Origin of the sequence: Oceanicola sp. S124, assembly GCF_000220565.1 — a bacterium.
Classification (GTDB): Bacteria; Pseudomonadota; Alphaproteobacteria; order Rhodobacterales; family Rhodobacteraceae; genus Pseudooceanicola.
In genome coordinates, this window is the sequence record NZ_AFPM01000170.1 from 1 (window position 1) to 26,661 (window position 26,661).

The window sequence follows — 26,661 nt, forward strand, 5'->3', positions numbered from 1 at the left end:
GCCACAGCGGCGTGTCCGGCCCGACGGTCGAGAGCGCCAGCAGCGCCACCGCCAGCACCACGGTCGAGACATTGGGCAGGAACTTGTAGCGGCCCGTATAGGTCATCACCCGCCCCGCCGTGAACGACAGCGATATCAGCCCGGCCATCATCGCGATCATGTAGAGACCGCTTTCCGCCGGGGGCACGCCCTTCACCACCTGCAGGAACATCGGGATGAACGAGATCGTGCCGAACATCGCCATGCCGATCAGCAGGTTGACGCCATTGGCCGCGACGAAGTTGCGGATGCGGAACAGGGGCAGCGGCAGCACCGGCTCGGCGGCATGGGCCTCGGCCCAAATGAAGCCCGCCAGAGACAGGGCGACGGTGGCAAGCAGCACCGCCATCGGCGTGGATCCCCAGGCCAGGGTCGAGCCGCCCAGCGTCGCCACCAGCACGATGGAGGACAGCAGCAGCATCAGCAGCACCGCGCCCAGGTAGTCCATCCTGTGCTTCATGTGATCGTCGCGGGACTTCAGCGTGCGGGTCAGCACGGCAAAGGCGGCAATGCCGAAGGGGATGTTGACGAAGAAGATCCAGTGCCAGCCCACGGTCTGCACCAGGAAGCCGCCGACCAGCGGCCCCAGCACGGTCGAGACGCCGAAGACGCCCGACAGCATGCCCTGCGCCTTGGCGCGTTCGCGCGGGGGCAGCAGGTCGGCCACCACGGCCATCGAGACCACGATCAGCGAGCCGCCGCCGAACCCCTGCACCACCCGGCCAAGCACCAGCATCGGCATGTTCCAGGCCGCACCGGCGATCCAGCCGCCGACCAGGAAGATGCCGATGGCGCATTGCAGCACGATCTTTCGGCCGTACATGTCGCCCAGCTTGCCCGCGATCGGCGCGCCGATCGTCGAGGCCAGCAGGTAGGCCGTGACGACCCAGGTGATATAGCTCAAGCCCCCCAGATCGCTGACGATCTCGGGAAGGGCGGTGGCCACGATGCTCTGCCCGGTCGAGGCCAGGAAGAGCGTCAGCGCCACGGTAATCATCACGACGCGGCGCAGGGCGGGGTCCGGCACGCCAGCGCCTTCGCCGGCTGCTGAAATCGGCGCCATCTTTGCGCCTTCGGAAGGGGTACTCATGACGGTCTGGCTCTTGTATGTCCGGCGTCCGTGCGGCCCCGACGGGAACAGGTGACAGAGCCGCGCACGCCTTGATAAACTGGATTGGCACCTATATATGCAGCGCGCAAATACATGTCAACGGCACGCAAATGCCGGACGGAGGGTAGAGCAATAGCCATTCGAGAAGAGGATCTGGCCGCACTTCTTGCCGAAGCGGGCATCCCCGAGAGCGCCACGCGTCATGCGCTGGCCATCGACGCCGTGCTGCAGAAGTGGCGCCGCCGCGTCGGCCGCCGCGAGCTGGGCAAGATGGCCCTGGAACGCCTGGAGCTGGACATCGACCTGCCCAAGCTCGACGTGCTCATGGCCACCAGCGCCCCGATCAACGAGTTCGGCGCCGACGAGGGCGAAACCATGGTCTCGACCATCGCCTGCCGCCTGTCGATCGACCCCTCGCGCGCCTCGCGGCTGGTCTCGGACCTCATCGGGCAGGGCTATCTCAGGCGCGGCGTCAGCCAGCAGGACGCCCGCCGCACCATTGTCGAGCTGACCGACAAGGGCCGCCTGACGGTCGAGGCGGTGCGGACACTGAAGTTCATGATCCTCGGCGACTACATCAAGAACTGGGACAGCGAGGAGGTCGACCGCTTCGTCCCCCTGCTCGACCGCTTCTCGACCTGGTCCGAGGAGGCGGCGCAGAAGGATCAGGCCCGTTTCGCCCCGACAATCGACGCCCTGCGCAGTCAGCTGAAAGCGGTCGACGAGGATCAGGGTTGACCTTCCCCGCCCAGGCCTCCTAGCTCCTGCCGTCCCCCCGCGGGACGACAGGAGGACCAAGACATGCCGCAGTTGCGCCCCTATGCGCCCCGAGACCTCGATGCGCTCTACCGGATCTGCCTCAAGACCGGCGATGCGGGCCGCGATGCCAGCGCGCTCTATGCCGAAGCGCCCCGCCTGATGGGAGAGATCTACTCGGTCCCTTATGGCGTGCTGCAACCCGACCTGGTCTTTGTCGCCGAAGACGATGAAGGCGTTGCCGGCTATGTCTCGGGCACCCCCGACACCCGCGCCTGGGAAGCCCGGCTGGAGGCCGAGTGGTGGCCCGACCGTCGTGCCCTCTACCCTGCCCCCACCGGGATCGCGCCCGCGGATCGTACGCCGCCGCAGGCCCGCGCCGCCTTCATCCATGCGCCGATACCGGCGCCCGAGGGTGTGGTCGCCCGCTACCCCGCCCATATGCACATGAACATCCTGCCCCGCCTGCAGGGCCACGGCATGGGCCGCGCCCTGTTCGAGCGCTGGTGCGAGGCTGCCCGGGCCGCAGGTGTCCGGGGGCTGCACGTGGGCGTCAACCTCGCCAATCCCGGCGGTCAGGCCTTCTGGGCCAGGTGCGGCTTTGCCCCCCTGCCCGAGGCGCTGACCGGCCCCGCCCCCGGCACCTACTGGATGGGTCAGGACATTTGAGCGCCCGCCCGGGCCTCGCCAAGCCCCGGGCCTGCGCCTATCTCTGATGGCATGACCCTTCCCGCACCCTTCCCCGACTGGTTCGCCAAGCGCGGCTGGCAGACACACCCGCACCAGCAGGAGATGCTGGCGCGCAAGGACGAGTCCGCGCTGCTGCTGATCGCGCCCACCGGGGGCGGCAAGACGCTGGCCGGCTTCCTGCCGACGCTGGTCGAACTGGCCGATGGCGCCCACAAGGGCCTGCATACGCTCTATATCTCGCCACTGAAGGCCCTGGCCGCCGACATCCGCCGCAACCTCTGGACCCCGGTCGAAGAGATGGCTCTGCCGATCCGCATCGAGGACCGCACCGGCGACACCTCCTACACCGTCAAGCGCCGCCAGCGTGCCGACCCGCCGCATATCCTGCTGACCACGCCGGAAAGCCTCGCCCTGCTGCTCAGCTACGAGGACGCGCCGCGCATCTTCGCCGGGCTGAAGCGCGTGGTCGTGGATGAGATCCACGCCCTGGCCGAAAGCAAGCGCGGCGATCAGCTGATGCTGGCGCTGGCGCGGCTCGACCGGCTCTGCCCGGGATTGCGCCGCGTCGGCCTCTCGGCCACGGTCGAGGATCCGCCAGCCCTCGGCACATTTCCTCGCCCGCCACCCTGATCCCTGCACCATCCTGCAGGCTGATCCGGGCCCCGAACCCGACATCTCGATGCTGCAGACCGAGGCCGCCCCGCCCTGGTCCGGCGGCGGCGGCGCCTATGCCATCCCCGAGGTGCTGGAGCAGATCCGTCGCCACCGCATCACGCTGATCTTCCACAACACCCGCGCCCAGGCCGAGATCTTCTTCCACACCCTCTGGATGGCCAACGACGAGGGCCTGCCGATCGGCATCCACCACGGCAGCCTCGACCGCCAGCAACGCGAGAGGGTGGAAAAGGCCATGGTGCAGGGGCGGCTGCGCGCCGTGGTCTGCACCGGCTCGCTGGACCTCGGGATCGACTGGGGCGACGTGGACCTGGTGATCCAGGTCGGCGCTCCGAAGAACGTCAAGCGGCTGGTGCAGCGGATCGGGCGGGCGAACCATCGCTACAACGCGCCCTCGAAGGCGCTGCTGGTGCCCGCCAACCGCTTCGAGGTCGTCGAATGCGTCGCCGCCCTGGAGGCGGTGAAGGACAACGACCTCGACGGCGACCCGCGCGGACCGGGCCCCAGGGACGTGCTCTGCCAGCAGATCCTGATCGCCGCCTGCTCGGGGCCCATCGACCCCGATGCGCTTTATTCCGAGGTCACCTCGGCCGGCCCCTACGCCGACCTCACCCGCCCGGACTACGACGCCTGCCTCGAGTTCGTCGCCACCGGCGGCTACACCCTGCGCAGCTACGACCAGTGGCAGCGTCTGAAGCAGCGCCCCGACGGCCAGTGGCAGCTGCGCGATCCCCGCGCGGCCCAGCTGATCCGCATGAACATCGGCACGATCCAGGACAGCGACACGCTGAAGGTGCGAATGAAGCGCGGCGGCGGGCGGGCGCTCGGCGAGGTCGAAGAGGGCTTCGCCGCCAGCCTCACCCCCGGCGACACCTTCCTGATCGGCGGACGCATCGTGCGCTACGAGGGACTGCGCGAGCTGACCGTCGAGGTTTCCCGCGATCCGGGCCGCAAGCCCAAGGTCGCCGTCTTCTCGGGCACCAAGTTCGCCACCTCGACCCAGCTGTCGCACCGCATCCTGCGCATGTTCCAACAGGACAGCTGGCCCGAACTGCCCGCCGCCACCGCCGAGTGGCTGGCGCTGCAACGCGAGGTCTCGCGCCTGCCCCAGCCGGGGCGGCTGCTGGTCGAGAGCTTCCCCCATGACGGGCGCCAGCACCTCGTCGCCTATGGCTTTGCCGGCCGCAACGCGATGCAGACGCTCGGCCTGCTGCTGACCAAGCGAATGGAGGAGATGGGCCTCGCCCCCCTCGGCTTCGTCGCCACCGACTACGCCACGCTGATCTGGGGCCTGGACGCGGTGAGCGACCCGGGCCCGCTCTTCGACCGCACCGCCCTCCGCGAGGGGCTCGAGGGCTGGCTGGCCGGTAACGCGGTGATGAAACGCACCTTCCGCGCCTCGGCCACCATCGCCGGGTTGATCAACCGGGTGACGCCCCAGGCCCGCAAGTCCGGGCGGCAGGCGACGTTCTCGTCGGACATCCTCTACGACACCCTGCACCGCTACGACCCCGACCACCTACTGATGCAGGTCACCCGCGAAGAGGCGATGCGCGGCCTCGTCGATTTCGGCCGCATCGAAGAGATGCTGGACCGGATCAGCGGCATCGACCACCTCGCCCTGCCCCGCGTCACTCCGCTGGCCGCGCCGCTCTTCCTCGAGGTCGGCAAGGTGCCGGTCGAGGGCGAGGGTCGCGCCCGCCTTGAGGAAGCCGAGGCAGAGCGCCTCATGCAGGAGGCGGGCCTCGCCTGATCCCTTGCAGGGTCGGCCTGACGGCCGATGCCTCCGGCGGGAGTATTTTCAGCCTGGTGATGATGCTGGTTTCGACAGCAGGGCGGCCTCCTTCTGCCATCGAGAGCGTGCAAGCCCTCACTGCGAAAGTCGGCCACCCGGACTGTCCCCGCCTGCATCATCACCAGGCTGAAAGTACTTCGGGGGGAGGCGCCGCAGGCGGCGGGGGGCAGAGCCCCATTCTCTCCGGGCCCCTTGTCTTCGCCGCCACCGCTTGGCAAGACCCCTGCCATGGACGGTTACGCCTTCACCCTTGCCGGAGCCGAGCTGCTGGCCCTGCCATCCGGGGCCCTCTACTGGCCCGCGCAAGCTCTGCTTTGCGTTTCGGACCTGCACCTCGGCAAGGCCGAGCGGGTGGCGCGGCGGGCGCTCTCCCCCCTGCCCCCCTATGAGACACAGGACACCCTGACCCGGCTCGAGGAGGCGCTGGCGCTGACCGGGGCCGAGACCGTGGTCTGCCTCGGCGACAGTTTCGATGACGATGCCGCAGCCCGCGCGCTGCCTCCGAAGGACCGGCTCTGGATCGCCACCCTGCAAGCGGGGCGGCGCTGGATCTGGATAGAGGGCAACCACGATCCGGGCCCCGTCGATCTTGGCGGAGAGCATCTGGCCGAGCTGTCTCTCGGACCGCTCACCCTCCGCCATATCGCCGAATCCGGCGCGCAGGGCGAGGTCTCGGGGCATTATCACCCCAAGGCCGGCCTGCGCGGTCGCTGGCGCCCGGCCTTCCTGCTCGATGCTGCCCGGCTGATCCTGCCCGCCTTCGGCACCTATACCGGAGGGCTGCGCAGCGATGCCTCCGTGCTGGCCGATCTCATGGGCCCGCAGGCCGTCGCCATCCTGACCGGAGAGGTGGCCCGCCCCATCCCAATGCCCCGCTGAGGACAGGCAGGCGATTTCACTTTACAAACCTTTTCGCGCGGTCGGTGCAGATTACGGGTCATGGAGGCGGAGTCCGCAAAAAGGGAATCCCTGATGTACTTCATCAACCATCGGGCGTTGGCAAGTCTGGAAGGCCTGTTTGGTTGTCATATGGATGATCCGAAAAGTTCATGTGCGCCGGGCTTGGACAGGCCGGGGCGGGAATGTTCGAATATCACAATCAGGCCATCTGATTGTCCGGCAGTGTCCCTTCGGCCGAGTTCCACTATCCATGCCTGGACCAAACGCGAGCGTATCCAAAAACATTCCCGCCATCCCGCGCCTGGCCGTGGGACTGATCGCCTCGAACCTGGCAGAGCGTGGCTGACCGACGAGATCCTGTGCCCAGTCCATGTGGCTCTCCCGGGTACAAGGCCGCGCCGTGCGGAGCCCTGCAGGTCTCTCGCGCCCGCGACACCTGGCCGGAGGGGACATGCAGATCGAGAAGCTGGCACAGACTGCCGTCTCTCCGGTCGCTTGCTACCCGAGTGCCGTCCTCAGTATCACCTGGGATGCCCTGCACGAGGCTCCGAACCCTCGTGGGCAATGGACTGCTTGCTCTGGCCACGACCCGCGCAGGGCCCCAGGCTGTTCGACCAAGCGCCGCTCTGCCCAGTCGGGCGCTCGCAGGCTGTCACGAAGCCCTCCCCCCCCCGCGGATGAGATCCCAAGCGCCCGTCTTGCAAGGCAGGTTGCCAGCGCGCGGAGGGCTACGAATTACAGAGGAAGGACGGCTGACACTCCTGCCATGCAGGCGCGGCATGGCAGGTGTTCGATACGGTAGGGTATCCCCTACTGGCGCAAAAATAAAGCTTGTGCAAAAGACGCCGGGAACTTTCTGCCGTCATGCGCCGTTAATTCCCCATAACGGACGATACCTCCCAAGCTGCCAAGGAGAGATGAAATGAGATCCGCTGCCCTCGTCGTGTTCCCGAGCTTCGCCGCCACGGTCGCCCTGGCCGTCGCGCTGCTCGGCTGACGTCCCCCCGCCGGGTTGCGCCCTCCCCGCGCAGCCCGGCACGTTTACCTCGGAAGGCCCGGACCCTCGGTCCGGGTCTTTCTGTTTCCGGGTCAGGCTTTGGCGCCCTCCAGTGCCGCCTCCATATGCGCCCATGCGGGCTGGGAGGGGACATGCAGCCGCACCTCCTCTCCGACCGAGAAGGTTCCCTCGCGCTCGACCCAGGCGGTGACGCCGCGCCGCCCCTTCGCCGCCGACTTGAACAGCTTGCCGTGACCGGGCTGCACCTTCTCGATCTCGCGCGCGGGAAGCTGGCAGGGCCGGTTTTCCATGTCGACGGTCAGCGTCGCCCCGGAGGCGGCCTGCAGCCGGGACGAGGGCGGGATATGGCTGAAGTCCGGAATCCCCTCGATCACCATCGTGCTGCCCAGCAGGGCGGGATCCAGGCTCCCGACCCCCATGGCGCGGGCGATCTCGGCCAGCTCCTCGGCCGAGATCACCGAGAACTGGCGCACATTGCGGATCTCGGTATCGCGGGGATACTGCGTCAGCACCCGCGAGCAGGAGGGTCGTGTCAGCCCGCCGTGGTCTTCGCCCTCGGGGCCGTCGAACCCGGCGCGCAGGCTTTGCAAAGGCAGCGAGGGCAGACCCGCCGCGCGGTCCGGCACGGTGCCGAGCCAGGTGATGCGTCCGGTGAACTTGGTGGCGATGAGCGCGGGCATGGGGGTCTCCTGTGGGGTCTGTGCCGATCCGGGTCTGGCGGCAGGTTCCCCGCCCGAGGCGCCGAGGGCAAGCCGAAAGCGCCCGGCCGGCGATGACCTGAAGGACTTCCTGCGCGCAACGGCCGGCAACAGGAAGGAAAGAAAAGGAAAAGGCCAGGGCGTTGCCCCGGCCTCTTCTCGCATCTGGTTTCGTCGGATCAGGCCGAGGGTTCCGGCTCCATCCCGCCGGGCTTCGGCTTCGGCTTGGTCTTCGGGATCGCCGCGACCGAGGGGGCCGAGCCCGCATCGGGCTTGTCGTCCTCGTCCGGGTCAGCGTGGGGCGGCTCGCCCCGGATCACCCGTTCGATCTCGGCGCCGGTCAGGGTCTCGTATTCCAGCAGGCCCTGGGCCAGCCGTTCCCATTCCTCGTTGCGCTCGGTCAGGATGCGGCGGGCTTCCTGGTAGCCCTCGTCGATGATCCGCTTGACCTCGGTCTCGATCAGCTCCTTGGTCTGGGCCGAGATCGAGAAGCCACCGGCACCGCCACCGCGGAAGGCCTCTGCGGCCTCCTGGTAATCGATGTTGCCGACCTTGTCGGACATACCCCACCGCATGACCATCGCACGCGCCAGGTTGGAGGCCTGCATGATGTCGCCCGAGGGGCCATTCGACACATGCTCTTCGCCGTACTTGATGATCTCGGCGGCCTTGCCGGCCATGGTCATCGCGATCTTCTCTTCCAGCTCGTCCTTGAAGTAGTTCAGCTGGTCCATTTCCGGCAGCGACATCACCATGCCCAGGGCCTGGCCGCGGGGGATGATGGTGGCCTTGTAGACCGGATCGCACTTGGGCAGCGTCAGGCCGACGATAGCGTGGCCGGCCTCGTGGTAGGCGGTCATTTCCTTCTGCGCCGGAGTCATCACCATGGAGCGGCGTTCCGCGCCCATCATGATCTTGTCCTTGGCGTTCTCGAAATCGACCATGGTCACGAAGCGGCGACCGACACGGGCAGCCATGAGGGCGGCCTCGTTCACCAGGTTGGCGAGGTCGGCACCCGAGAAGCCGGGGCTGCCGCGCGCGATGATGCGCAGGTCGACATCAGGGCCCAGCGGGGTTTTCCGGGCATGCACGCCCAGGATCTTCTCGCGGCCCTTGATGTCGGGGTTCGGCACCGTGACCTGACGGTCAAAGCGGCCCGGACGCAGCAGCGCGGGGTCCAGCACGTCGCGCCGGTTGGTCGCGGCGACGATGATCACGCCCTCGTTGGCCTCGAAACCGTCCATCTCGACCAGCAGCTGGTTGAGGGTCTGCTCGCGCTCGTCGTTGCCGCCGCCGTAGCCCGCGCCACGATGGCGCCCGACGGCGTCGATCTCGTCGATGAAGACGATGCAGGGGGCATTCTTCTTGGCCTGCTCGAACATGTCGCGGACGCGGCTTGCGCCCACACCGACGAACATTTCCACGAAGTCGGAACCCGAGATGGTGAAGAAGGGCACGCCCGCCTCACCCGCGATGGCGCGGGCCAGCAGCGTCTTACCCGTGCCCGGAGGGCCCACCAGCAGCGCACCCTTGGGGATCTTGCCGCCGAGACGGCTGAACTTCTGCGGGTTGCGCAGGAATTCGACGATCTCTTCCAGTTCTTCCTTGGCCTCGTCGATGCCTGCGACATCGTCGAAGGTCACGCGGCCCTGCTTTTCCGTCAGCAGCTTGGCACGGGACTTGCCAAAGCCCATGGCCCCGCCCTTCCCGCCGCCCTGCATGCGGTTCATGAAATAGATCCACACGCCGATCAGCAGCAGGATCGGCAGCAGCGAGATGATGAAGGCCTGGAAGCCGTTCTCTTCCTGGCTCTTGGCTGTCACCGGGATGTTGTCGGCGATCAGCTGGCTGGTGATCTCGGCATCCGAGGGCTTGATGGTCACGTAATCCTTGCCGTCGGAACCGCGGTAGAGAACTTTTTCGCCATCCAGCGTGACGGAGGTAACGAAACCGTCATCGACCTCCTGCACGAATTGCGAATAGGGCCGGGACTGGCTCTGCAGAGCCGTGTTCGAACCGCCGAACAGGTTGAACAGCGCCACGATCAGCAGCAGCAGCACAGCCCAGAAGGCGAGGTTTTTTTGCGGTGCCCACGAAAGGTCTCCCCTAGATCTTACTCGTCATGCGCCTAGCATAAGGGCGTCCGGGATTAAATAAGCTTGATCGCCGCGGGTTCAATGCGCCAGCAGAGCGGCGTGAAAGGCGTCCTCGTCCCGGGTCAGCTCGGCGGCCCATCCACGGCCGTAGCCCGCATGGGGCGCAGAGAGCAGCCTATCACCCAGCCAGACCGAAGGATAGCCCAGCAGGGACCTGTAGGGCAGCCCGCCGCCCCGCCAGTCGGCGCATTGGGCAAGGCCCGCCTCGCCCAGGGCACGCACCTCCGCGCCGGCCTCGACCAGCGCGCCAGCGCCGGGCGGTCGCAGGCGCCAGCGGCCATCCCACAGCTCTGCCGGGCCGCAACAGGCGCTCTCGACAGCCGAGAACTCCCGGCTGACGCGAATCTCCCGCGGGGTGACCAAGACCAGGCAGCCATGCAGCGTCATGCCGGTGCCCGAACGCACCGCCTCCAGCGCCAGCGCAAGGGTGCGGCGACGCGGCGGGTAGTCGCTGCCCGAGACCCAGAGCAGCGCCTGCGAGAGGATCCGCCGGGCGATCTCGGGTTGCAGCACCCGGAAGCCCGCGCGCGACAGCACGAGGTCACCGGCCTCAGCGCTGACCAGCCGCTGCGCCTCAGAAAAGGCGTACCAGCCCAGGGTCGAGCGGACCGAGGCGAGGTTACGGGCGGTGTCGGCAATGGCCTGGGTGGTCACCCCGAGCGGCGCGAGGGCCGCAAGCGCCTGGCGGGCCCGGACCCTCTCGAACCGGGTGTCCTCGTTGGAGGGGTCGTCGATCCAGCTTGCCCCGCGCCCGGTCAGATAGGCGCGCAGGCAACTGCGGCGCGCCTCCAGCAGCGGGCGGACAAAGGTTACCGGGCCAATGCGGCGGCGCACCGCCATCCCCGACAGCCCGTCCACCCCCGAGGCGCGGGACAGGCGCATCAGGAAGGTCTCGGCCTGGTCGTCGGCGGTATGTCCAAGCGCCACCTGGCGGATGCCATGCCCGCGCGCCCAGGCACCAAGCAGGTCGTAGCGCGCCCGCCGGGCCTGGTCCTGCAGGTTGCCCTCGCCCTGCCAGCCCTCCCAGCGAAGCACCTCGTGCGGCACACCGAGAGTAGCGGCGTGCCGCCCGACCATGGCGGCCTCCTCTGCGGCTTCGGGGCGCAGGCCGTGATCGACGGTGACGGCGCGCAGGGTCAGGTCACTGCCCTGGACGATCTCGGCCATCAGGTAGAGCAGCGCCAGAGAGTCCCCGCCGCCCGAAACCGCCAGGCCGATTTCCTCGGCCGGACCGGGCAGGAAATGCCCGGCCACGATCTCGGACAGGAGGGAAGAGGAGGAGGTCATCGCGGTCTAGGCGGTCAGCTGCACCCCTGGCCGATGCGCGCCTGTGCGGCCTGGCTGGCCCAGTCCGAAGCGGGGAAGCGGTTGCCGACCTCGCCAAGGGTCACGCAGGATTCCGACTGCTGGCCAAGCTTGCCCAGCAAGACGCCCAGCCGATAGAGCGATTCCGGCGCCGTGTCGCCCTTCGGCGCGGCCGAGAAGGCATCCAGGTAGGCTCGGGCGGCGGTCTTCACGTCACCCTGCCCCTCCAGTGCCCGGCCCCGGCCCAGGTCGGCGGCGGGCGACAGCGGGCTGCCCGGGTAGGTCGCCTTGAAGGTCTCGTAGGCGGTCAGGGCGCCGGTGAAATCGCTCTGCGCCAGCTTGTCGGCGGCAGCCTGGAAATCGGCCTGTTCGCTGATCGCCAGCTGCGGGGCGCTGCCCCCCTCGACCGGGGCCGAAGGCAGCGGCGCGGCGCTGGTGAGGCCGCCGGACTGCTGCGGCAGCGTGCCGCCGCCCAGGGTGCTGGTCTCGCCCAGCTTGCTGAGATCGCCGCCTTCCAGCTCGACCAGGCGGAACTCCAGGTCCGAGATGCGGTTGGTGCCGTCGCTGACCACGCGGTCGATGCGGTGCTCAAGCTCTTCGGTATGGGAAATCAGGCGGCGCATCTCGGCCTCGATGGCATTGACGCGGTCAAGCTGGCTGCCGCCCGTCGCCAGTTGCGACGGCGCGCCGGTGGTCGAGAGCTCTCGCTTCAGCCCCTGGATCTCGACGTTCAGCACCGTCAGCTGCTGGCGGATGTCGGCCAGCGTGGCGGCCTGATCCTGCGCGACGGCGGGCTGGCTCAGCGGCGCGGCAAGCAGCATCAGGGCCAGGCTGCAGCCTGCGGCCAGCCGGGTCATGCGGCGCGGCAGACCCGCCCCGGAGGTCATCAGAATTCGCATTCGGTCTCCCTTCGCTGCGGCCCGAGGCCGCTTCGGGCCCCGACCGGCGCCCGCGTCTCCCCGGCGCTGTCCCGGCGCCCAAGAGGGGTCATGGCTGCCGGGCGCCCGCCGAAACGGCCGCCCGGCGACGGATCACATGCCCGCGCCGGCCTGCAGCACGGTCACGGCGCGACGGTTCTTGGCGTAGCAGGCCTCTTCCGAGCAGATCTCGATCGGGCGCTCCTTGCCGTAGCTGATGGTGCTCAGGCGGTAGTCCGGCACGCCCTGGGCAACCAGGTAGTCCTTGACCGCATTGGCCCGGCGCGCGCCGAGGGCAAGGTTGTACTCGCGCGTGCCCTGTTCGTCCGCATGGCCTTCGATGCGGGCCTGGTAGTCGCGGTTGGCGATCAGCCAGCGGGCCTGTTGATCAAGGGTCAGCCGGGCTTCGGGGTTCAGGGTCGACTGGTCGACGTAGAACAGGACCCGGTCGCCCACGCTCTGCTGGAAATAGGCCGGCGAGGCCGGATCCGAGGCCGTCCCGGTGCCGGCGCCACCGGCACCGGCGCCGTTGAGGTTGGTCACGTTGTCGAAACGGTTGGGGCTCATCGAACTGCAGCCCGCCAGACCGAGTCCGAGGGTGGCGGAAAGAAGGATGGCTTTTGCCAGGTAGGTCATGCGGAAGGCCTCATATGTTGGTTTGAACCTATAGTATCCAGAGCGCGGCGGGCAAGCACGGCTCGGCGCGCACCGGTGGGCAGATCCCCGGGCAAGTGATGCCCGGGCGCGTCACTGCAGCGGGCCCCAGGCGGGATCCGAGGCGCCGGAGGGCGTATCGACCCGCTTCAGGTTCCGGCCCGTGATATCGACGGTGTAAAGCGACGAGGCGCCCTGCTCGCCCTGGGTCTCGCGGGCGAACATGATCACCCGTCCGTTCGGCGACCAGCTGGGCCCCTCGTCGAGGAACGAGGCGGTCAGCAGGCGCTCGCCCGAGCCGTCGGTGCGCATCACGCCGATGTGGAAGCGCCCCTTGGACTGCTTGGTGAAGGCCACCAGGTCACCGCGCGGCGACCAGACCGGGGTGCCGTAGCGCCCCTCGCCGAAGGAGATCCGCTGCGCCTCGCCGCCCGTCGCGGGCATGATGTAAAGCTGCTGCGTCCCAGACCGGTCGCTTTCGAAGACGATGCGCGACCCATCGGGCGAGAAGCTGGGCGCGGTCTCGATCGAGGCGGCATCGGTCAGCCGCACGCTCTGTCCGGTGGCCAGGTCCATGCGGTAGATGTCGGTATTGCTGCCTTGGGTCAGCGAATAGATCACGGTGCGGCCATCGGGCGCGAACCGCGGCGAGAAGGCCATGTCGCCCGACCCGGTGTCCAGCACCCGCCGCCCGACCGAGGCCACGTCCAGCACGTAGATCTGCGGCCGCCCGGTCTCGTAGCTGGTATAGAGCACCCGGTCGCCCGTGGGCGAGAAGCGCGGCGCCAGCACGATCGAAGAGCTGTCAGTCAGGAACTGCGCATTGGCGCCGTCGTAGTCCATGATCGCCAGCCGCTTGCGGCGGGCATCCTTGGGGCCGTCCTCGGCAACGAAGACCGCGCGGCTGTCGAAATAGGGATCCTCGCCGGTGATGCGGGAATAGACGGCATCGGCGACCTTGTGGGCCATGCGGCGCCAGCCGGCCTCGGTGCCCGTGAACTGCAGGCCCGCGCCCATCTCCTGCCCCGCGAAGACATCATGCAGGCGGAACTTCACGTTGACCTGCCCCCCCTGCACCGACACCGCGCCGGTGATCAGCGCATCGGCGTTGATCGCCTTCCAGTCGGCATATTGCACCGGGCTGGCGAAAGAGGTGATCGAGCCGATATGGGCCGAGGGCGGGATCTCGCGGAACAGGCCGGTGCCGATCAGGTCATCGACCACCACGCGGCTGATCTGGCTGGCCAGCTGCCCGGCCTCGCCGCCCTCGGGCACGAAGTTGGGCACCGCAATGGGCATCGGTTCGATCACCCCTTCGGTGATCTCGATGCGCAGGGGACCGGATTGCGCGACGGCGGGCGCCGGAGCGGCCATCAGGCCGGCAAGCGCCACGCAGAGGGCGGGAAGAATGGGAAGGGCAAGATGTCTCATCACAGGTTCCGCATGTTCTCCGGGTTGAATGTCATTTCGATGTCGCGCCACTGGTCGTATTTCTCCTGCGGCAGCTTGAAGCCGCCGAGTTGTGCGCTGCAGCGCAGGACTGCCCGCCGCGCCGCGTCGAAGGCCGACCGCTGGGCCGAGGCATCGCCGCCGCGCGCGCTGACCATTTCCAATGTAGACTGCTGCACCTGTCCGTCACGGTCGAGGGAAAAGGACAGCGTCACCACCACCTGTGCCGCCGGTGATCCCGGATCGACCACCCAGCAGTTCTGCACGGCCAGCCGCAGGCCCTCGCGCTCGCTCGCCGAGAGCGGCGGGCCGGCGGGACGCGGCGTTTCGGCAGGTTCACCGCCGCCGAGCGCTTCGGACAACGCCTGGTCGATGGCATCGTTGTTCTGCTGCGGCTCGGGCTCCGGGTTAGGCTGCTGCGCGGCCTGCTGGCGTGGCGTTTCCGGGGCCTCTGCGGGCTCGGGCGCCTCGGCGACGCGCTGCGGACGGGTTTTGGGGCGCACGGAAGAGGTCGGCGCCCCCGAGGGCCGGTCGGCCTCGGTCACGATCTCGGTGGTGCTTTCCTCGGGCGCAGCCGGGGGCTGCTCGTCCTGCTGCACCTCGGCGGGCTCGTCCGAGGGCACGACCTCGGGACGGGTCTCGACATCCACGGCCACGTCTTCCTCGGGCCGCTGCACCGGCTCGGGCGCGACACGGGGCGCCGCCTCGGGGCTGGGCGGCAGGTCGGGACGGTCGGGGCCCTGCACCTGTTCGGACGCCGGGGGCACCTGGGGTGCCTCGTCGGCGCCGGTCACCGGCGGCAGCGGCGCGGGTTCCGGTTCCGGCGCAGGTTCGGGCGCCGGTTCGGGTGCGGGCGCCGGTTCAGGCCGGGGCTGCGGCTCGGGCTCCGGCGTGGGGGCTTCGGGTTCCGGCGGCGCGGGCGCCTCGGGCTCGGGCGTGGGGGCCTCGGGCTGCGCGGTCTCGACCTCGGCGGCAGGCGACTGGCTGGCCTGCTGCAACTCGGCGAATTCCTCTGAGGTGATCAGCGTCACCGGGCTGACCTGCGCCTGCTCCGGATCGGGGGCGAACAGCCCGCCAAGGAACAGCCAGGCAATCAGCCCGACATGCGCTGTCCCGGATATGACATGACCTGCGTGCATGGGCCCGGCCTAGCCGGCCTCCCCGGCGCGATCGACAGTGTCGGTCACCAGGCCGATATTGGTGAAGCCCCCCCGGTTCAGCGCGCCCATGACCTGCATCACCTGGTCATAGGAGACCGCCCCGTCGGCGCGCAGGTAGATCCGGGTCGAGTCGCGCTCGGCGGCAATGGCGCGCAGCTTGTCGACCAGCTCTCCCGGTGCGGTTTCGGTGGTCTGGATCAGGATCACGCCCTCGGCGGTCAGGGTCACGGTCAGCGGCTCTTCCGCCTCGGTCGGAAGGGCCGTGGCCTGGGTCTTGGGCAGTTCGACCGGCACGCCGACGACCATCAGAGGCGCGGCGACCATGAAGATGATCAGCAGCACCAGCATGACGTCCACGAAGGGGGTCACGTTGATTTCCGACATGGGACGGGCACGGCCGCCGTGACGACGCCCCCTGCGGCCCCCGCCGCCGCCCTTTCCGATGACACCGGCACCCATGGCTCAGGCCTCCAGCTGGCGGCCGAGGATGGTGGCGAACTCGTCGGCGAAGGCCTCGTATCCGCCGACCAGCCGATCCGCATCCGAGGACAGCTTGTTGTAGAAGATCACCGCCGGGATGGCGGCCAGCAGGCCAAGCGCGGTGGCCAGAAGCGCCTCGGCAATGCCCGGCGCCACGACGGCCAGGTTGGTGTTCTGGCTCTCGGCGATGCCGATGAAGGCGTGCATGATGCCCCAGACCGTGCCGAACAGGCCGACGAAGGGCGCGGTGGAACCGACGGTGGCCAGCACCGGCAGGCCGGATTGCAGGCTTTCGGCCTCTTTCGCGATCGCCACGTCCATCGAGCGGTCGATGCGCGCCTGCGCCCCCGCGATCATCTGGCCATCGCCACGGTAGCTGCGCCGCCACTCGGTCATGCCGGCCGCGAAGATCCGCTCGCTGCGGCCCGAGGGATCGGGGCCGATCTCGTCGTAAAGCTCGTCCAGCGGCTCGCCCGACCAGAAGGCGCGGTCGAACTGCGCGGCCTCGCGGCGGGCGGCGCGATAGGCCAGCACCTTCTGGATGGTGATCGACCAGGACCAGAAGGAGGCAAGGATCAGCGCCAGCATGACCAGCTTGACGGTGAAGGTGGCCTGGGCAAAAAGGCCCAGCATGGAGAAATCGATCTCCTGCGCGGTCGCGAGGGTGGAGGTATCCATCTGTCTGCTCTGTGCTCTCGTTCTCAAGAGGGCCGTCTTTCGCGACCATTCGAGCGCGAACTTAGCGCAGATCCCCGCCAAACGCCAATGACAAAGGCTTTTCGTTCCCGTGAGCGCGGGGCAGAGCCGCCGGTTATCCTACCGGCAATTGGCGGATAACCGCCGGAAGCCGCGTCGGAGCCCCCTGCCCGTCCAGCGCGACCAGCGTGACCTGCGCCACGAAGAGGCGTTCTTCGCCGCGCAGCACGACCTGTTGCAGCTCGAGCCGCGCCGGGCTGACCTTGCCGAGCGAGGTTTCGACGCGCAGCAGGTCGTCGAAACGCGCCGGGCGCAGGTAATCCGCCTCGATCCTCCGGACCGCGAAGACCGCGCCCGTTGCGTCCTTCATCTGCCGCTGGTCGATGCCGAGGTCGCGCACCCATTCGCTGCGCGCCCGCTCGATGAAACGCAGGTAGTTGGCATAATAGACGATGCCGGCAAGGTCGGTGTCTTCATAGTAGACCCGCAGATCGAATGTGTGCATCTCGCCCCTTCCCCGGACCGCCCGCCGGTCCTCAGTTGAACAGCTGCCCCGCCCGCGCCGACAGCCGCAGCGCCAGCACCGGATCCTGCGAGAAGGCGGGCAGCACCGGATCGTAGCCCGCCCGCAGCACGGCGGCGAGATCGGGACGCAGCAGCGCCGGCCCCTGCCCCTCGGCCTGCGCCAGCGCCGAGCGGCCCGCGAAGGCCGAGGGCCCCCAGAGCAGCATGGACTTCAGCATCTGCTCCATCCCCAGATCGGCGGCGGGCATCTGCGACAGCGCGCCCTGCATCCGCAGGAAGACGAACCCCGCCTTGATCGAATTGTCCTCGGCGAAACGGAAGAAGCGGTACTGGTCGGCGTCCTCGGCCTGCAGGCGGGGCACCAGCCTGTCGAGACCGGGCACCAGCTTGTCCATGTCGGGGACATCCGCCAGCTCTTGCCAGTCCTGCATGAAGAAGATCATCAGGTTGGCGCCGAACTCGGGGTCTGTCTCGGCCATCTTGTGACCGGCGGCCAGGACCACCGTCTCCATCGCGCCCTTCAGCGGCGGCAGGCTGTCATCGGTCGCGCCGAAGACCACCGGCACGATGGGCCGCGACCAGCGGGCGAAACGGAAGGCGCCGGCGCCGTCGGTGAACAGCGCTTCGACCTCTTCGGGTGCCGGGGCGATATTGGCCATGACGTCTCCTGTCCTTGCGGTGCGCGGGGCTACTTGCCGAACAGGTCCGGCCCCGCCTCGGGTGCGCGGCGCGGCTCGGCGAGGCCCAGATGCCCCCAGGCCCGCGGCGCCAGCATTCGGCCGCGGGGGGTACGCTGAACCAGCGCCTGTTGCAACAGGTAGGGCTCGATCACCTCTTCCAGCGCGTCGCGACTTTCCGAAAGCGCCGCCGCCAGGGTCTCGATCCCCACCGGGCCGCCGCCGTAGCCTTCGCCGATCATCCTGAGGTAGCGCCGGTCCGCGCCATCAAGGCCCAGCTCGTCCACGCCCAGACGGGTCAGCGCCCGGTCGGCCAGTGCCCGGGAGATCGTGCCGTCGCCCTCGACCACGGCGAAATCCACCACCCGGCGCAGGAGCCGCCCGGCGATCCGGGGCGTGCCACGGGCCCGGCGGGCGATTTCCAGCGAACCGGCCGGATCGGCAGGCGCACCCAGCAGGCGGGCGTTGCGGGTGACGATCTCGTCCAGTTCTTCGATGGTGTAGAACTGCAGCCGGGTCGGGATGCCGAAGCGGTCGCGCAGCGGCGTGGTCAGCAGGCCAAGGCGCGTCGTGGCGCCGACCAGCGTGAAGGGCTGCAGCTCGATCCGCACCGTCCGGGCGGCAGGGCCCTCGCCGATCACCAGATCCAGCTCGAAGTCCTCCATCGCCGGATAGAGCACCTCTTCGACAGCGGGGTTCATCCGGTGGATCTCGTCGATGAACAGCACGTCCCGGGCCTCGAGGTTGGTCAGGATCGCCGCCAGATCGCCCGCCTTGGCCAGCACCGGCCCCGAGGTCATGCGGAAGTTCACCCCCAGCTCGCGCGCCATGATCTGCGCCAGCGTCGTCTTGCCGAGGCCGGGGGGCCCGTGAAACAGCGTGTGGTCCATCGCCTCGCCGCGCTGGCGGGCGGATTGGATGAAGACCTTCAGGTTGGCCCGCGCCTCGGCCTGGCCGATGAAGGCGTCCAGCTCCTGCGGGCGCAGCGCGCGGGTATCGGCGGCGGCATCCTCGGGCAGCGGGGCCGGGCGCAGGGTGGGATCGGGTTCGCTCATGTCTCTGTCCTATCGCCCCGCGGGGCCGCGCCGCAAGACGGCTCAGTCCTTCGGAGCCAGCAGCCGCAGCGCGGCGCGGATCAGGCCGGACATGTCCAGCTCGGGCTCGTCGGTCAGCGCCCGGGCCACGGCGGCGGCAGCCTCCGAGGGCTGATACCCGAGGTTCGCCAGCGCCGAGAGCGCATCGCCCTGCACGTTGGCCGCCGGCCTGGCCGGCGCCTTTGGGGCCGCCCGCTGCGGGGTCGGCGTCTCGATCACCGGCTCATCGGGCAGCGGATCGGGCGTGGCCGCGCCGCCCCCCATGGCCATGACGGCCGGGGCCTTGTCCTTCAGCTCGGCCACCACGCGCTGCGCGATCTTCGGGCCGACGCCCTTGGCGGCCTTGACCGCCCCCCAGTCGCCAAGCGCGATGGCGCGCCCCACCCCGTCAGGGCCAAGCGCACCGAGGATCGCCAGAGAGGCCTTGGCCCCCACCCCCTGCACCGAAGTCAGCAGCCGGTGCCATTCCTTTTCCACCATCGTGGGGAAACCGAAGAGTTGCAGCAGGTCCTCGCGCACCACGAGGTCGGTATAGAGCGCCACCGCCTCGCCCGGACCGGGCAGCGTGGCCAGGGTACGGTCGGAACAGTAGACGATATAGCCGACGCCGCGCACGTCGATCAGCACGTGATCCAGCGCCTTGAAGTCGATCCGTCCGGAAATCTTGCCGATCATGCCTTCACCCTGAGGCCCTTGCCCACCGGGGCCTGTGTCTTGAGAAGCTGTGCAAGGGACGACCCTGCGTGCCGTGCATGACAGATCGCCACCGCCAGCGCATCCGCCGCATCGGGGCCGGCGAACTCCACCCCCGGAAGTTGCATCTTCACCATGTGCTGGATCTGCTTCTTGTCCGCATGGCCGACACCGACCACGGTCTTCTTGATCTGGTTCGGGGCGTATTCGCCAACCTCCAGACCGAAACGCGCGGGCACCAGCAGCGCGACACCGCGCGCCTGCCCCAGCTTCAGCGTCCCCGCCCCGTCGCGGTTGACGAAGACATGCTCGACGGCGGCGGCATCGGGTTTGAATTCCTCGAACACGGCACAAAGCTGGTCATGCAGCGCCAGCAAACGCTGGGCCAGCGCCGTGCCACTGCCATGGCAGGTGCCGTTGCCGAGATGCGAGATCCGGCTGCCATCGACGCGAATCACGCCCCAGCCAAGGTTCTGCAAACCGGGGTCGATCCCGAGAATCCGCATCTGTCCGCCCTTTCCGCCACGCCTCCCCGGGATTTTTCCGGGGCTTCGACAGGACTAGCACGAAAGGGGAACATCAGCCAAGAGGCGATCCGGACCCCGACCGCAGGCCCTTTCACCTGCCCCCGAGCGCCGAATCCGACCTTTCGGCCCCATGTCGCGACCCGTTTGTCACGGAAATTCATGCAGCCTGAGAAAGATTTGTGATGATTTTCGAGACATGCAGAAATTGCATGCTTCACATGCACAAATGCCGATTGTTTGGGCGAAAAGAAAACCCTAGCTGCTGCTTCAGAAACACGCCGGGCCACGATGGCCCTCCCCCCCGAAAGGACCAGACAATGACCCATATTTCGCGCAACGCAACCACCACCTCCTTCGCCCTGCCGATCGCTTCGGCCGTGCACCACCTGATCGCCGCCGTCGTCAACTGGAACGACGCCCGCGTGACCCGCAAGGCCCTGTCCCGCCTGACCGACCGTGAGCTGAACGACATCGGCCTGGTGCGCGGCGACATCGACGAAGTTTCCCGCTTCTAACCCGGCGACGGCCGCTCTGGCCGCAGCTTTCGGGGTAGAAAGGCAAGACCGCCGCGGAGAGATCCGCGGCGGTTTCTGCTTGTCCGGACCTTCGCATCGACAGGACAGGTTCAGCGAGACTTCAGAAGTGGGCGCAGCTGCGCGGCAAGGCTCTCGGTCAAGGGATCCGGCTGCATGAGGCTGGCGATACCGCGTTTCCAGGCCGAGCCTTCGGCCAGTTCCGCGCTGCGCAGAAGGAACCGGGATTCCCCCAGGGTGGCGAAGGCGGCGACCTTGAACAGGTAGAGCCCCAGCACCAGGAAAGAGAGCAGGCGCAGCAGGCGCCACAGCGGCAGGCGTCGCGTCTTCAGACGCCGGACATTGCCGTAGTCGTCCACCTCGAAGCGCATCGTGCGCCCCTGACCCTGTGACAAGCCCCTTGAGAGGGCCCGTGTTTGGCCTGCACGTCGTCGCTGGCTGTCGATCCGGCGAAGCCGGTCGTCGAAGTCGTTCATCGACTGCGTCATCTTCTTCCCTCGCTGCGGCCCCCCGGAGCGCGGCAAGACTGCCGCCCGGAAGAAGTTAACGAGGGATTCGGGCGGCATTTGGGCCGAAAAGGGTCACCGCCGGAGCCTCCCCCTTCGGCAAGAGGGCGGGCGCGGGCGATAGTCCGGGCGGATCAGATCCGACGCAGGGTCAGGGTCGTCCACTCGCGGATCTGCTCGGCGTGATGCAGGGCGAAGCCGGCGGCCTCGTAGGCCTCCTGCACCGCGGGGGCCTGTTCGTTGAGCAGGCCCGAGAGGATGGCATAGCCGCCCTTCTCGACATGGGAGGCGATATCGGGGGCCAGCATGATCAGCGGACCCATCAGGATATTGGCGAAGACCAGGCCATAGGGCGCGCCGGCTTCCAGCGCCGGGTTGCCGAAGCCTGCAGCCTCGACGCAGGTGACGCGGCCGGCCATGTCGTTGGCGCGCATGTTGGCCTCGGCGACCTCGACGGCGACCGGGTCGATATCACCGGCGACCGGGGTGCCCGGCCAGATCCGCGCGGCGGCCATGGCCAGCACGGCGGTGCCACAGCCGATATCGGCGGTGCGGTCAGTCGAGAAGCCTTCGTTGTCCAGCCGGTCCAGCGCGCGCAGGCAGCCCAGCGTGGTGCCGTGGTGGCCGGTGCCGAAGGCCATGGCGGCCTCGATCAGCAGCGGGATCTTGGCCGGGTCGCTCGGCACCTTGTCGGCGTCATGGGAGCCATAGACGAAGAAGCGCCCGGCCTCGACCGGGGCAAGTTCGCGCTTCACATGGGCAACCCAGTCGGTTTCGGGCAGCTCGGACACCGCGAAGGGCTTGGCACCATTCATCTTGGCCAGCAGTTCGAGACCGGCGATATCGGGCTTTTCCTCGAAGTAGCCGCCGACCTCCCACAGGCCCGAGTCGTCCTCGACCTCGAAGACGCCGATGCCGGTGGCCTCGGGAACGAGGTTCTCCATGGCAGCGCCGAGCGCCTCGGCGTCGGCCTTGCTGGTCAGGGTGGTCAGGGCGGTCCAGGTGGCCATGGTATCCTCGCTAGCGGTTTGGCGCGGGGGTAGAGCCTGCCCGCGCCCCCGTCAAGCAATCCTGTAAGGCCGCCCGGTTGGGCAGCCCCGGCAAGGCACGCCGGCGGACGGGCCCTACTCTGCCGGCTCGGGTCGCGGCCGGCTGCCGAAGATGGTCTCGTAGCCCGGTTCCGGGTGGCGCGGGATCATCAGCGCGAAGAGGAAGGAACAGGCGGCCATCCCGGCGGCAAGGAAGAAGACCGCGCCCGGCGCGACCAGCCAGAGGTAGCCGAGGCCCGCAGGCAGGAAGACCGCCGCGATATGGTTGATGGTGAAGGCCACGGCGGCGGTCGGAGCGATGTCGCCCGGATCGGCGATCTTCTGGAAATAGGTCTTCAGCGCCAGGGCCAGGGCGAAGAAGATATTGTCGACCACGTAGAGCACCGAGGCCAGCAGCAACCCCCACGAGAAGTAGTAGATCCCCCCGTACATCAGGAAGATCACCACCAGAGAGGCATATTCCACCAGCAGCACCCGGCGCTCGCCGAAGTGGCCGACCGCGCGGCCGAGGGCCGGGGCGAGGATCATGTTCGACACCAGCGTGATGAGGAACAGCGAGGTGACCTCGTGCACGTCGAAGCCGAAGCGCTCGACCATCATGAAGCCCGCGAAGACGACGAAGATCTGCCGCCGGGCCCCTGCCATGAACTGCATGAGGTAGTAGAGCCAGTAGCGGCGGCGCAGCACCATGGTCTTGCGCTGCGGATTGGGCGCCTCGAACTGCGGATAGGCGAAGCGGGCAAAGGCGACCAGCGCGACAGTGGTGGCACCGGCGGCCATGTAGACCATGTTGTAAGTCAGTCCCAGCGGATCCCAGAGCAGCAGGATCAGCCCGTAGCTGACCAGCGTCGCCGCCGAGCCGGTGGCCAGCAGCTTGCCCAGCACCCGGGGCGCCTCTTCCTTGGTCAGCCATTGCAGCTGCAGCGACTGGTTGACGGCCTCGTAGTAGTGGAAGCCCACCGAACTGAGGAAGGTGATGACGAGGATCCCGCCCATGCTGGGGAAATAGGCCGTCAGCGCGGTCGAGATGCCGAGCAGGGTCAGCGAGACCAGGGCCAGGGTCTGCTCGCGCACGATCAGCAGCACCAGGATCACCCCGATGGCGAGGAAGCCGGGGATCTCGCGCAGGGTGTGCAGCCAGCCGATGTCCGAGCCGTTGAACTCTGCCGCCTCGATGACGAAATTGTTCAGCAGCGCCGACCACGTGGCGAAGGAGATCGGCATCGCCGCCGCCATGACGAAGAGCAGGGCCAGCGGGCGGCGCCAGAAGGGCAGGTTTTGCGCTTCGGCAAGGGGAGTCGTGCGTGTCATGCGATGTCCTTTACCCCCGGTCGCGCGAAACGCCCAGAAAAATGATTGCGCAAGGAGTGGGGAGCGGATTGTGCGGAATTCGCGGGGTCACGCGGGGGATGCCGGGTTGGGGGCGCTGCCCCCTTGAGCCCTGACGGGCTCAATTCCCCCGGAGTATTTTCTGCCTGGTGATGCTGCGGGGGGCGGTGCCCGGCAGCGGGCCGGACGCCCCTCAGTAGAAGCTTTGCGGGTCGATATCGACCGACAGGCGCAGGGTCTTCGGCAGGCGCACCCCGCCGATCCAGTCAGAGACCGCCCGTTGCAGGGCCACGCCCTTGGGCGCCTTGACCAGCATCCGCACCCGGTGCCAGCCGCGGATCCGGGCGATCGGCGCCGGGGCCGGGCCGTAGACCACCGCGCCGGCCTGGCGGATCGGGCCGTCGTGGCGGGCCAGCAGGGTGCCGGCTTCGAAAGCCTCTTCGGGGCGCTCGGAGGACAGCACGATCCCGGCCATGCGCCCGAAGGGCGGCATGCCCGCCTGCGAGCGGCTCTCGGCCTCGGCATTCCAGAAATCCTCTTCGTCGCCCGAGAGGATGGCGCGGATCACCGGATGCTCTGGCTGGTAGGTCTGCATCAGGGCCTCGCCGGGCCGGTCGGCCCGTCCCGCCCGCCCCGCCACCTGACGCATCAGCTGGAAGGTCTTTTCCGCCGCCCGCATGTCCGAACCGTGCAGGCCGAGATCGGCGTCGATCACGCCCACGAGGGTCAGCAGCGGGAAGTTGTGCCCCTTGGCGACAAGCTGGGTGCCGACGATGATGTCGGCGCCGCCCGTGGCGATGGTCTCGACCGCCTGCTTCAGGGCGCGGGCCGAGGCGAAGAGATCGGAGCTGAGCGTGGCGATACGCGCCTCGGGGAAGAGCGCGGTCGCTTCCTCGGTCAGGCGCTCGACGCCGGGGCCGACGGCCGACAGGGTGCCTGTCGCCTCGCACTTGGGGCAGGTGTCGGGGATCGGCATGGTCTCGCCGCACTGGTGGCACATCAGGCGCTTCTGGAAGCGGTGTTCGACCATGCGGGCGTCGCATTGCGGGCATTCGATCTGGTCGCCGCAGGCGCGGCAGAGGGTGACGGGCGCATAGCCGCGCCGGTTGAGGAACAGCAGCGCCTGTTCGCCCGCCTCGATGCGCTTCAGGACCTCGGATTGCAGGCGCGGCGAGATCCAGCGGCCCTTGGGCACGTCTTCGGTCCGCATGTCGATGGCGCGCATTTCCGGCAGGGCGGCAGAGCCGAAGCGGGATTTCAGGTCGAGGCGGCGGTACTTGCCCGCCTGGGCGTTGACCCAGCTTTCCAGCGAGGGCGTGGCCGAGGCCAGCACCACCTGGGCGCCCGCCATCGAGGCGCGCAGCACCGCCATGTCCCGGGCATTGTAGAGGACGCCATCTTCCTGCTTGTAGGAGCTGTCGTGTTCCTCATCCACGACGATCAACCCGAGATCGCGGTAGGGCAGGAACAGCGCCGAGCGGGCGCCGACGACCAGCTGCGCGCCGCCCTCGGCGACCATCTTCCAGGTGCGGCGGCGCTCGGTCATGGTGACGCCCGAGTGCCATTCGGCGGGGCGCGCGCCGAAGCGCTTCTCGACCCGGGTCAGGAACTCGGCAGACAGGGCGATCTCGGGCAGCAGCACCATGGCCTGGCGCCCCTGGGCGAGGCAGGCGGCGACGGCTTCCAGGTAGACCTCGGTCTTGCCCGAGCCGGTGATGCCGCGCAGCAGGGTTGTGCCGTAGCGGCCCGAGGTGATGCCTTCGCGCAGGGTATCGGCGGCGAACTGCTGCGCCTCGGACAGCGCCTTGCCCGGCAGATCGGGATCGAGGCGCGGGAAGGGCAGATCGCGGGGGGTGTTTTCCTCGAAGACGGCGCCCAGCTTCACCAGCCCCTTGATCACCGACGACGTGACGCCGGCGGCATCCGACAGCTCCTTCAGGGTGAAGGCGAGGCCGCCGAATTCCTCCAGCACCGCCAACACCCGGCCCCGGGCATCGGTCATCCGGTCGGGGTCGCGATCGCCCATCCGGTAGACCTTCTGCATCGAGGGCGGGTTGGTCAGCCCCGGCGCGCGGGTGGCCAGCCGCAGCATGGCGGGCATGGAGGTCAGCGTGTAGTCACCCGCTTTCGTCAGGAAGTCCCGCATCTCTTCGCGCATCGGCGGCACCGGCAGCACCGCATGGATGCGGCGGGCCTTCTTCAGGTCGAAGCCGCCAAGCCCCCTGCCCCAGACCACGCCCAGCACCTGCCGGGGGCCGAGCGGCACCATGACGAAGGCGCCGTCCGCCACCCCGCCCTCGGGCGCCAGGTAGTCCAGCGGGCGGTCCAGCGGCTGGGTGGTCAGCACCGAGACCAGCTCTCCGGCCGCGTAATCGGCGGGGGCGTAGTGGTAGGCCGGGGTCTCGTCGAAGAGCGAACCGGGGAAATGTGGATCGGGGTCGGCCAAAGGCACGCTCGCGTGTGAGGGGTTTCGGCACTGCACTCTATCGGGTAAACGCGGGGCGACACAATGCAACCTCGGGAACCTGAGCCATGAAGTTCTTCGTCGATACCGCCGACGTCCCCGCCATCGCCGAGCTGAATGAGCTTGGCATGGTCGACGGCGTCACCACCAACCCCTCGCTGATCAAGAAATCCGGCCGTGACATCCTGGAAGTCACCAAGGAGATCTGCGACCTGGTCGCCGGCCCCGTCTCGGCCGAAGTGGTCGCTACCGAGGCCGACCAGATGATCGCCGAAGGCCGCAAGCTGCGCGAGATCGCCGAGAACATCGCCGTCAAGGTGCCGCTGACCTGGGACGGCCTGAAGGCCTGCAAGGTGCTGTCGGACGAGGGCGCCATGGTCAACGTCACCCTGTGCTTCAGCGCCAACCAGGCCCTGCTGGCCGCCAAGGCGGGCGCGACCTTCATCAGCCCCTTCATCGGGCGCCTGGATGACATCAACCTGGACGGCATGCAGCTGATCGAGGACATCCGCACCGTCTACGACAACTACGGTTTCGAGACCGAGATTCTCGCCGCCTCGATCCGCACCGCGAACCACGTGGCCGAGTCTGCGCGGATTGGCGCCGACGTGATCACCGCGCCGCCCGCCGTGATCAAGGCGCTGGCCAGCCACCCCCTGACCGACAAGGGCCTGGCCGCCTTCCTGGCCGACATCAAGGACGCGGGAATCAAGATCCTCTGAGGCCCACGCGCCCCTGCGGATGACACTACGGAAGCGGAGGGAA

General features: G+C 68.5%; 24 protein-coding genes and 1 pseudogene. 6 read left to right on the forward strand and 19 right to left on the reverse strand.

Translation table 11 applies throughout. The features are described 5' to 3' along the window. The coding region (locus OS124_RS0111905) for an MFS transporter (RefSeq protein WP_237708108.1) at positions 1-1,129 on the reverse strand (1,129 nt) is incomplete at its 3' end. A gap of 114 nt (positions 1,130-1,243) precedes the next feature. On the opposite strand from OS124_RS0111905, the gene OS124_RS24495 reads away from it, so the two are divergent. The 4 genes and pseudogenes from OS124_RS24495 (at position 1,244) to pdeM (ending at position 5,945) form a co-directional block, all read left to right on the forward strand. Beyond that, positions 1,244-1,888 (forward strand): MarR family winged helix-turn-helix transcriptional regulator, encoded by a 645-nt coding sequence (locus OS124_RS24495; protein ID WP_138919514.1) that lies wholly within the window; start codon positions 1,244-1,246, stop codon positions 1,886-1,888. Positions 1,889-1,951: 63 nt separating this feature from the next. Next, on the forward strand, positions 1,952-2,575 hold the full coding sequence (locus OS124_RS0111915) for a GNAT family N-acetyltransferase (RefSeq protein WP_010139872.1): 624 nt from the start codon (positions 1,952-1,954) through the stop codon (positions 2,573-2,575). A gap of 51 nt (positions 2,576-2,626) precedes the next feature. After that, positions 2,627-5,024, forward strand: a pseudogene (locus OS124_RS24500) (ligase-associated DNA damage response DEXH box helicase). A gap of 270 nt (positions 5,025-5,294) precedes the next feature. Next, entirely contained in the window at positions 5,295-5,945 is a 651-nt protein-coding gene (gene pdeM / locus OS124_RS0111925) for a ligase-associated DNA damage response endonuclease PdeM (RefSeq protein ID WP_010139873.1), read from the forward strand. Positions 5,946-7,055: 1,110 nt separating this feature from the next. Here pdeM and OS124_RS0111930 read toward each other — a convergent pair. The 14 genes from OS124_RS0111930 to ruvC all read right to left on the reverse strand — a co-directional run bounded on the left by OS124_RS0111930 (position 7,056) and on the right by ruvC (position 19,994). Then, positions 7,056-7,664 (reverse strand): MOSC domain-containing protein, encoded by a 609-nt coding sequence (locus tag OS124_RS0111930; RefSeq protein ID WP_010139874.1) that lies wholly within the window; start codon positions 7,662-7,664, stop codon positions 7,056-7,058. Positions 7,665-7,861: 197 nt separating this feature from the next. Further along, the gene (ftsH, locus tag OS124_RS0111935) at positions 7,862-9,742 is read right to left on the reverse strand and encodes an ATP-dependent zinc metalloprotease FtsH (RefSeq protein WP_010139875.1); all 1,881 of its coding nucleotides are present in this window, start codon (positions 9,740-9,742) and stop codon (positions 7,862-7,864) included. 114 nt (positions 9,743-9,856) lie between these two features. Then, a complete protein-coding gene (tilS, locus tag OS124_RS0111940; RefSeq protein WP_010139876.1) occupies positions 9,857-11,125 on the reverse strand; it encodes a tRNA lysidine(34) synthetase TilS in 1,269 nt (422 codons plus the stop codon). A 14-nt stretch (positions 11,126-11,139) separates the two neighbouring features. Next, entirely contained in the window at positions 11,140-12,042 is a 903-nt protein-coding gene (locus tag OS124_RS0111945) for a tetratricopeptide repeat protein (protein ID WP_010139877.1), read from the reverse strand. A 132-nt stretch (positions 12,043-12,174) separates the two neighbouring features. Continuing rightward, complete coding sequence (gene pal / locus OS124_RS0111950; protein ID WP_010139878.1) at positions 12,175-12,696, reverse strand: peptidoglycan-associated lipoprotein Pal; 522 nt, start codon at positions 12,694-12,696, stop codon at positions 12,175-12,177. 111 nt (positions 12,697-12,807) lie between these two features. After that, on the reverse strand, positions 12,808-14,088 hold the full coding sequence (gene tolB / locus OS124_RS0111955; RefSeq protein ID WP_050900866.1) for a Tol-Pal system beta propeller repeat protein TolB: 1,281 nt from the start codon (positions 14,086-14,088) through the stop codon (positions 12,808-12,810). A gap of 56 nt (positions 14,089-14,144) precedes the next feature. Beyond that, positions 14,145-15,302 carry a hypothetical protein gene (locus OS124_RS27465; RefSeq protein WP_010139880.1) on the reverse strand — a complete coding sequence of 386 codons (1,158 nt, stop codon included), beginning with the start codon at positions 15,300-15,302 and terminating at the stop codon, positions 14,145-14,147. A gap of 9 nt (positions 15,303-15,311) precedes the next feature. Continuing rightward, positions 15,312-15,782: a protein TolR gene (tolR, locus tag OS124_RS0111965; protein ID WP_010139882.1), complete on the reverse strand. Its 471-nt coding sequence runs from the start codon at positions 15,780-15,782 to the stop codon at positions 15,312-15,314. A 3-nt stretch (positions 15,783-15,785) separates the two neighbouring features. Beyond that, positions 15,786-16,481 carry a protein TolQ gene (tolQ, locus tag OS124_RS0111970; protein ID WP_010139883.1) on the reverse strand — a complete coding sequence of 232 codons (696 nt, stop codon included), beginning with the start codon at positions 16,479-16,481 and terminating at the stop codon, positions 15,786-15,788. Between the two features lie 133 nt (positions 16,482-16,614). Beyond that, entirely contained in the window at positions 16,615-17,004 is a 390-nt protein-coding gene (ybgC, locus tag OS124_RS0111975; protein WP_010139884.1) for a tol-pal system-associated acyl-CoA thioesterase, read from the reverse strand. Between the two features lie 31 nt (positions 17,005-17,035). After that, the gene (locus OS124_RS0111980; protein WP_010139885.1) at positions 17,036-17,683 is read right to left on the reverse strand and encodes a hypothetical protein; all 648 of its coding nucleotides are present in this window, start codon (positions 17,681-17,683) and stop codon (positions 17,036-17,038) included. Between the two features lie 29 nt (positions 17,684-17,712). Beyond that, entirely contained in the window at positions 17,713-18,756 is a 1,044-nt protein-coding gene (ruvB, locus tag OS124_RS0111985; protein ID WP_010139886.1) for a Holliday junction branch migration DNA helicase RuvB, read from the reverse strand. A 42-nt stretch (positions 18,757-18,798) separates the two neighbouring features. Continuing rightward, positions 18,799-19,470 (reverse strand): Holliday junction branch migration protein RuvA, encoded by a 672-nt coding sequence (ruvA, locus tag OS124_RS0111990; protein ID WP_010139887.1) that lies wholly within the window; start codon positions 19,468-19,470, stop codon positions 18,799-18,801. Then, positions 19,467-19,994, reverse strand: a complete 528-nt coding sequence (gene ruvC, locus OS124_RS0111995) for a crossover junction endodeoxyribonuclease RuvC (RefSeq protein ID WP_010139888.1) — start codon at positions 19,992-19,994, stop codon at positions 19,467-19,469. Before ruvC ends, ruvA begins: the two co-directional genes overlap by 4 nt. A gap of 338 nt (positions 19,995-20,332) precedes the next feature. Here ruvC and OS124_RS0112000 point away from each other — a divergent pair, with 338 nt between their 5' ends. Further along, positions 20,333-20,530, forward strand: a complete 198-nt coding sequence (locus OS124_RS0112000) for a DUF1127 domain-containing protein (RefSeq protein WP_010139889.1) — start codon at positions 20,333-20,335, stop codon at positions 20,528-20,530. Positions 20,531-20,640: 110 nt separating this feature from the next. Here the strand turns inward: OS124_RS0112000 and OS124_RS0112005 are convergent, their stop codons facing one another. The 4 genes from OS124_RS0112005 to OS124_RS0112020 all read right to left on the reverse strand — a co-directional run bounded on the left by OS124_RS0112005 (position 20,641) and on the right by OS124_RS0112020 (position 25,779). Continuing rightward, entirely contained in the window at positions 20,641-21,036 is a 396-nt protein-coding gene (locus OS124_RS0112005; RefSeq protein WP_138919515.1) for a hypothetical protein, read from the reverse strand. A gap of 152 nt (positions 21,037-21,188) precedes the next feature. Beyond that, a complete protein-coding gene (locus OS124_RS0112010; RefSeq protein WP_010139891.1) occupies positions 21,189-22,064 on the reverse strand; it encodes a 50S ribosomal protein L11 methyltransferase in 876 nt (291 codons plus the stop codon). A gap of 114 nt (positions 22,065-22,178) precedes the next feature. Beyond that, positions 22,179-23,414, reverse strand: coding sequence for an MFS transporter (locus OS124_RS0112015; RefSeq protein WP_010139893.1), 1,236 nt, complete (start codon positions 23,412-23,414; stop codon positions 22,179-22,181). 211 nt (positions 23,415-23,625) lie between these two features. Further along, complete coding sequence (locus OS124_RS0112020) at positions 23,626-25,779, reverse strand: primosomal protein N' (protein WP_237708110.1); 2,154 nt, start codon at positions 25,777-25,779, stop codon at positions 23,626-23,628. Between the two features lie 185 nt (positions 25,780-25,964). Between OS124_RS0112020 and fsa the strand changes: the two genes are divergently transcribed. After that, the gene (fsa, locus tag OS124_RS0112025) at positions 25,965-26,618 is read left to right on the forward strand and encodes a fructose-6-phosphate aldolase (protein WP_010139895.1); all 654 of its coding nucleotides are present in this window, start codon (positions 25,965-25,967) and stop codon (positions 26,616-26,618) included. Positions 26,619-26,661 lie beyond the last annotated feature (43 nt).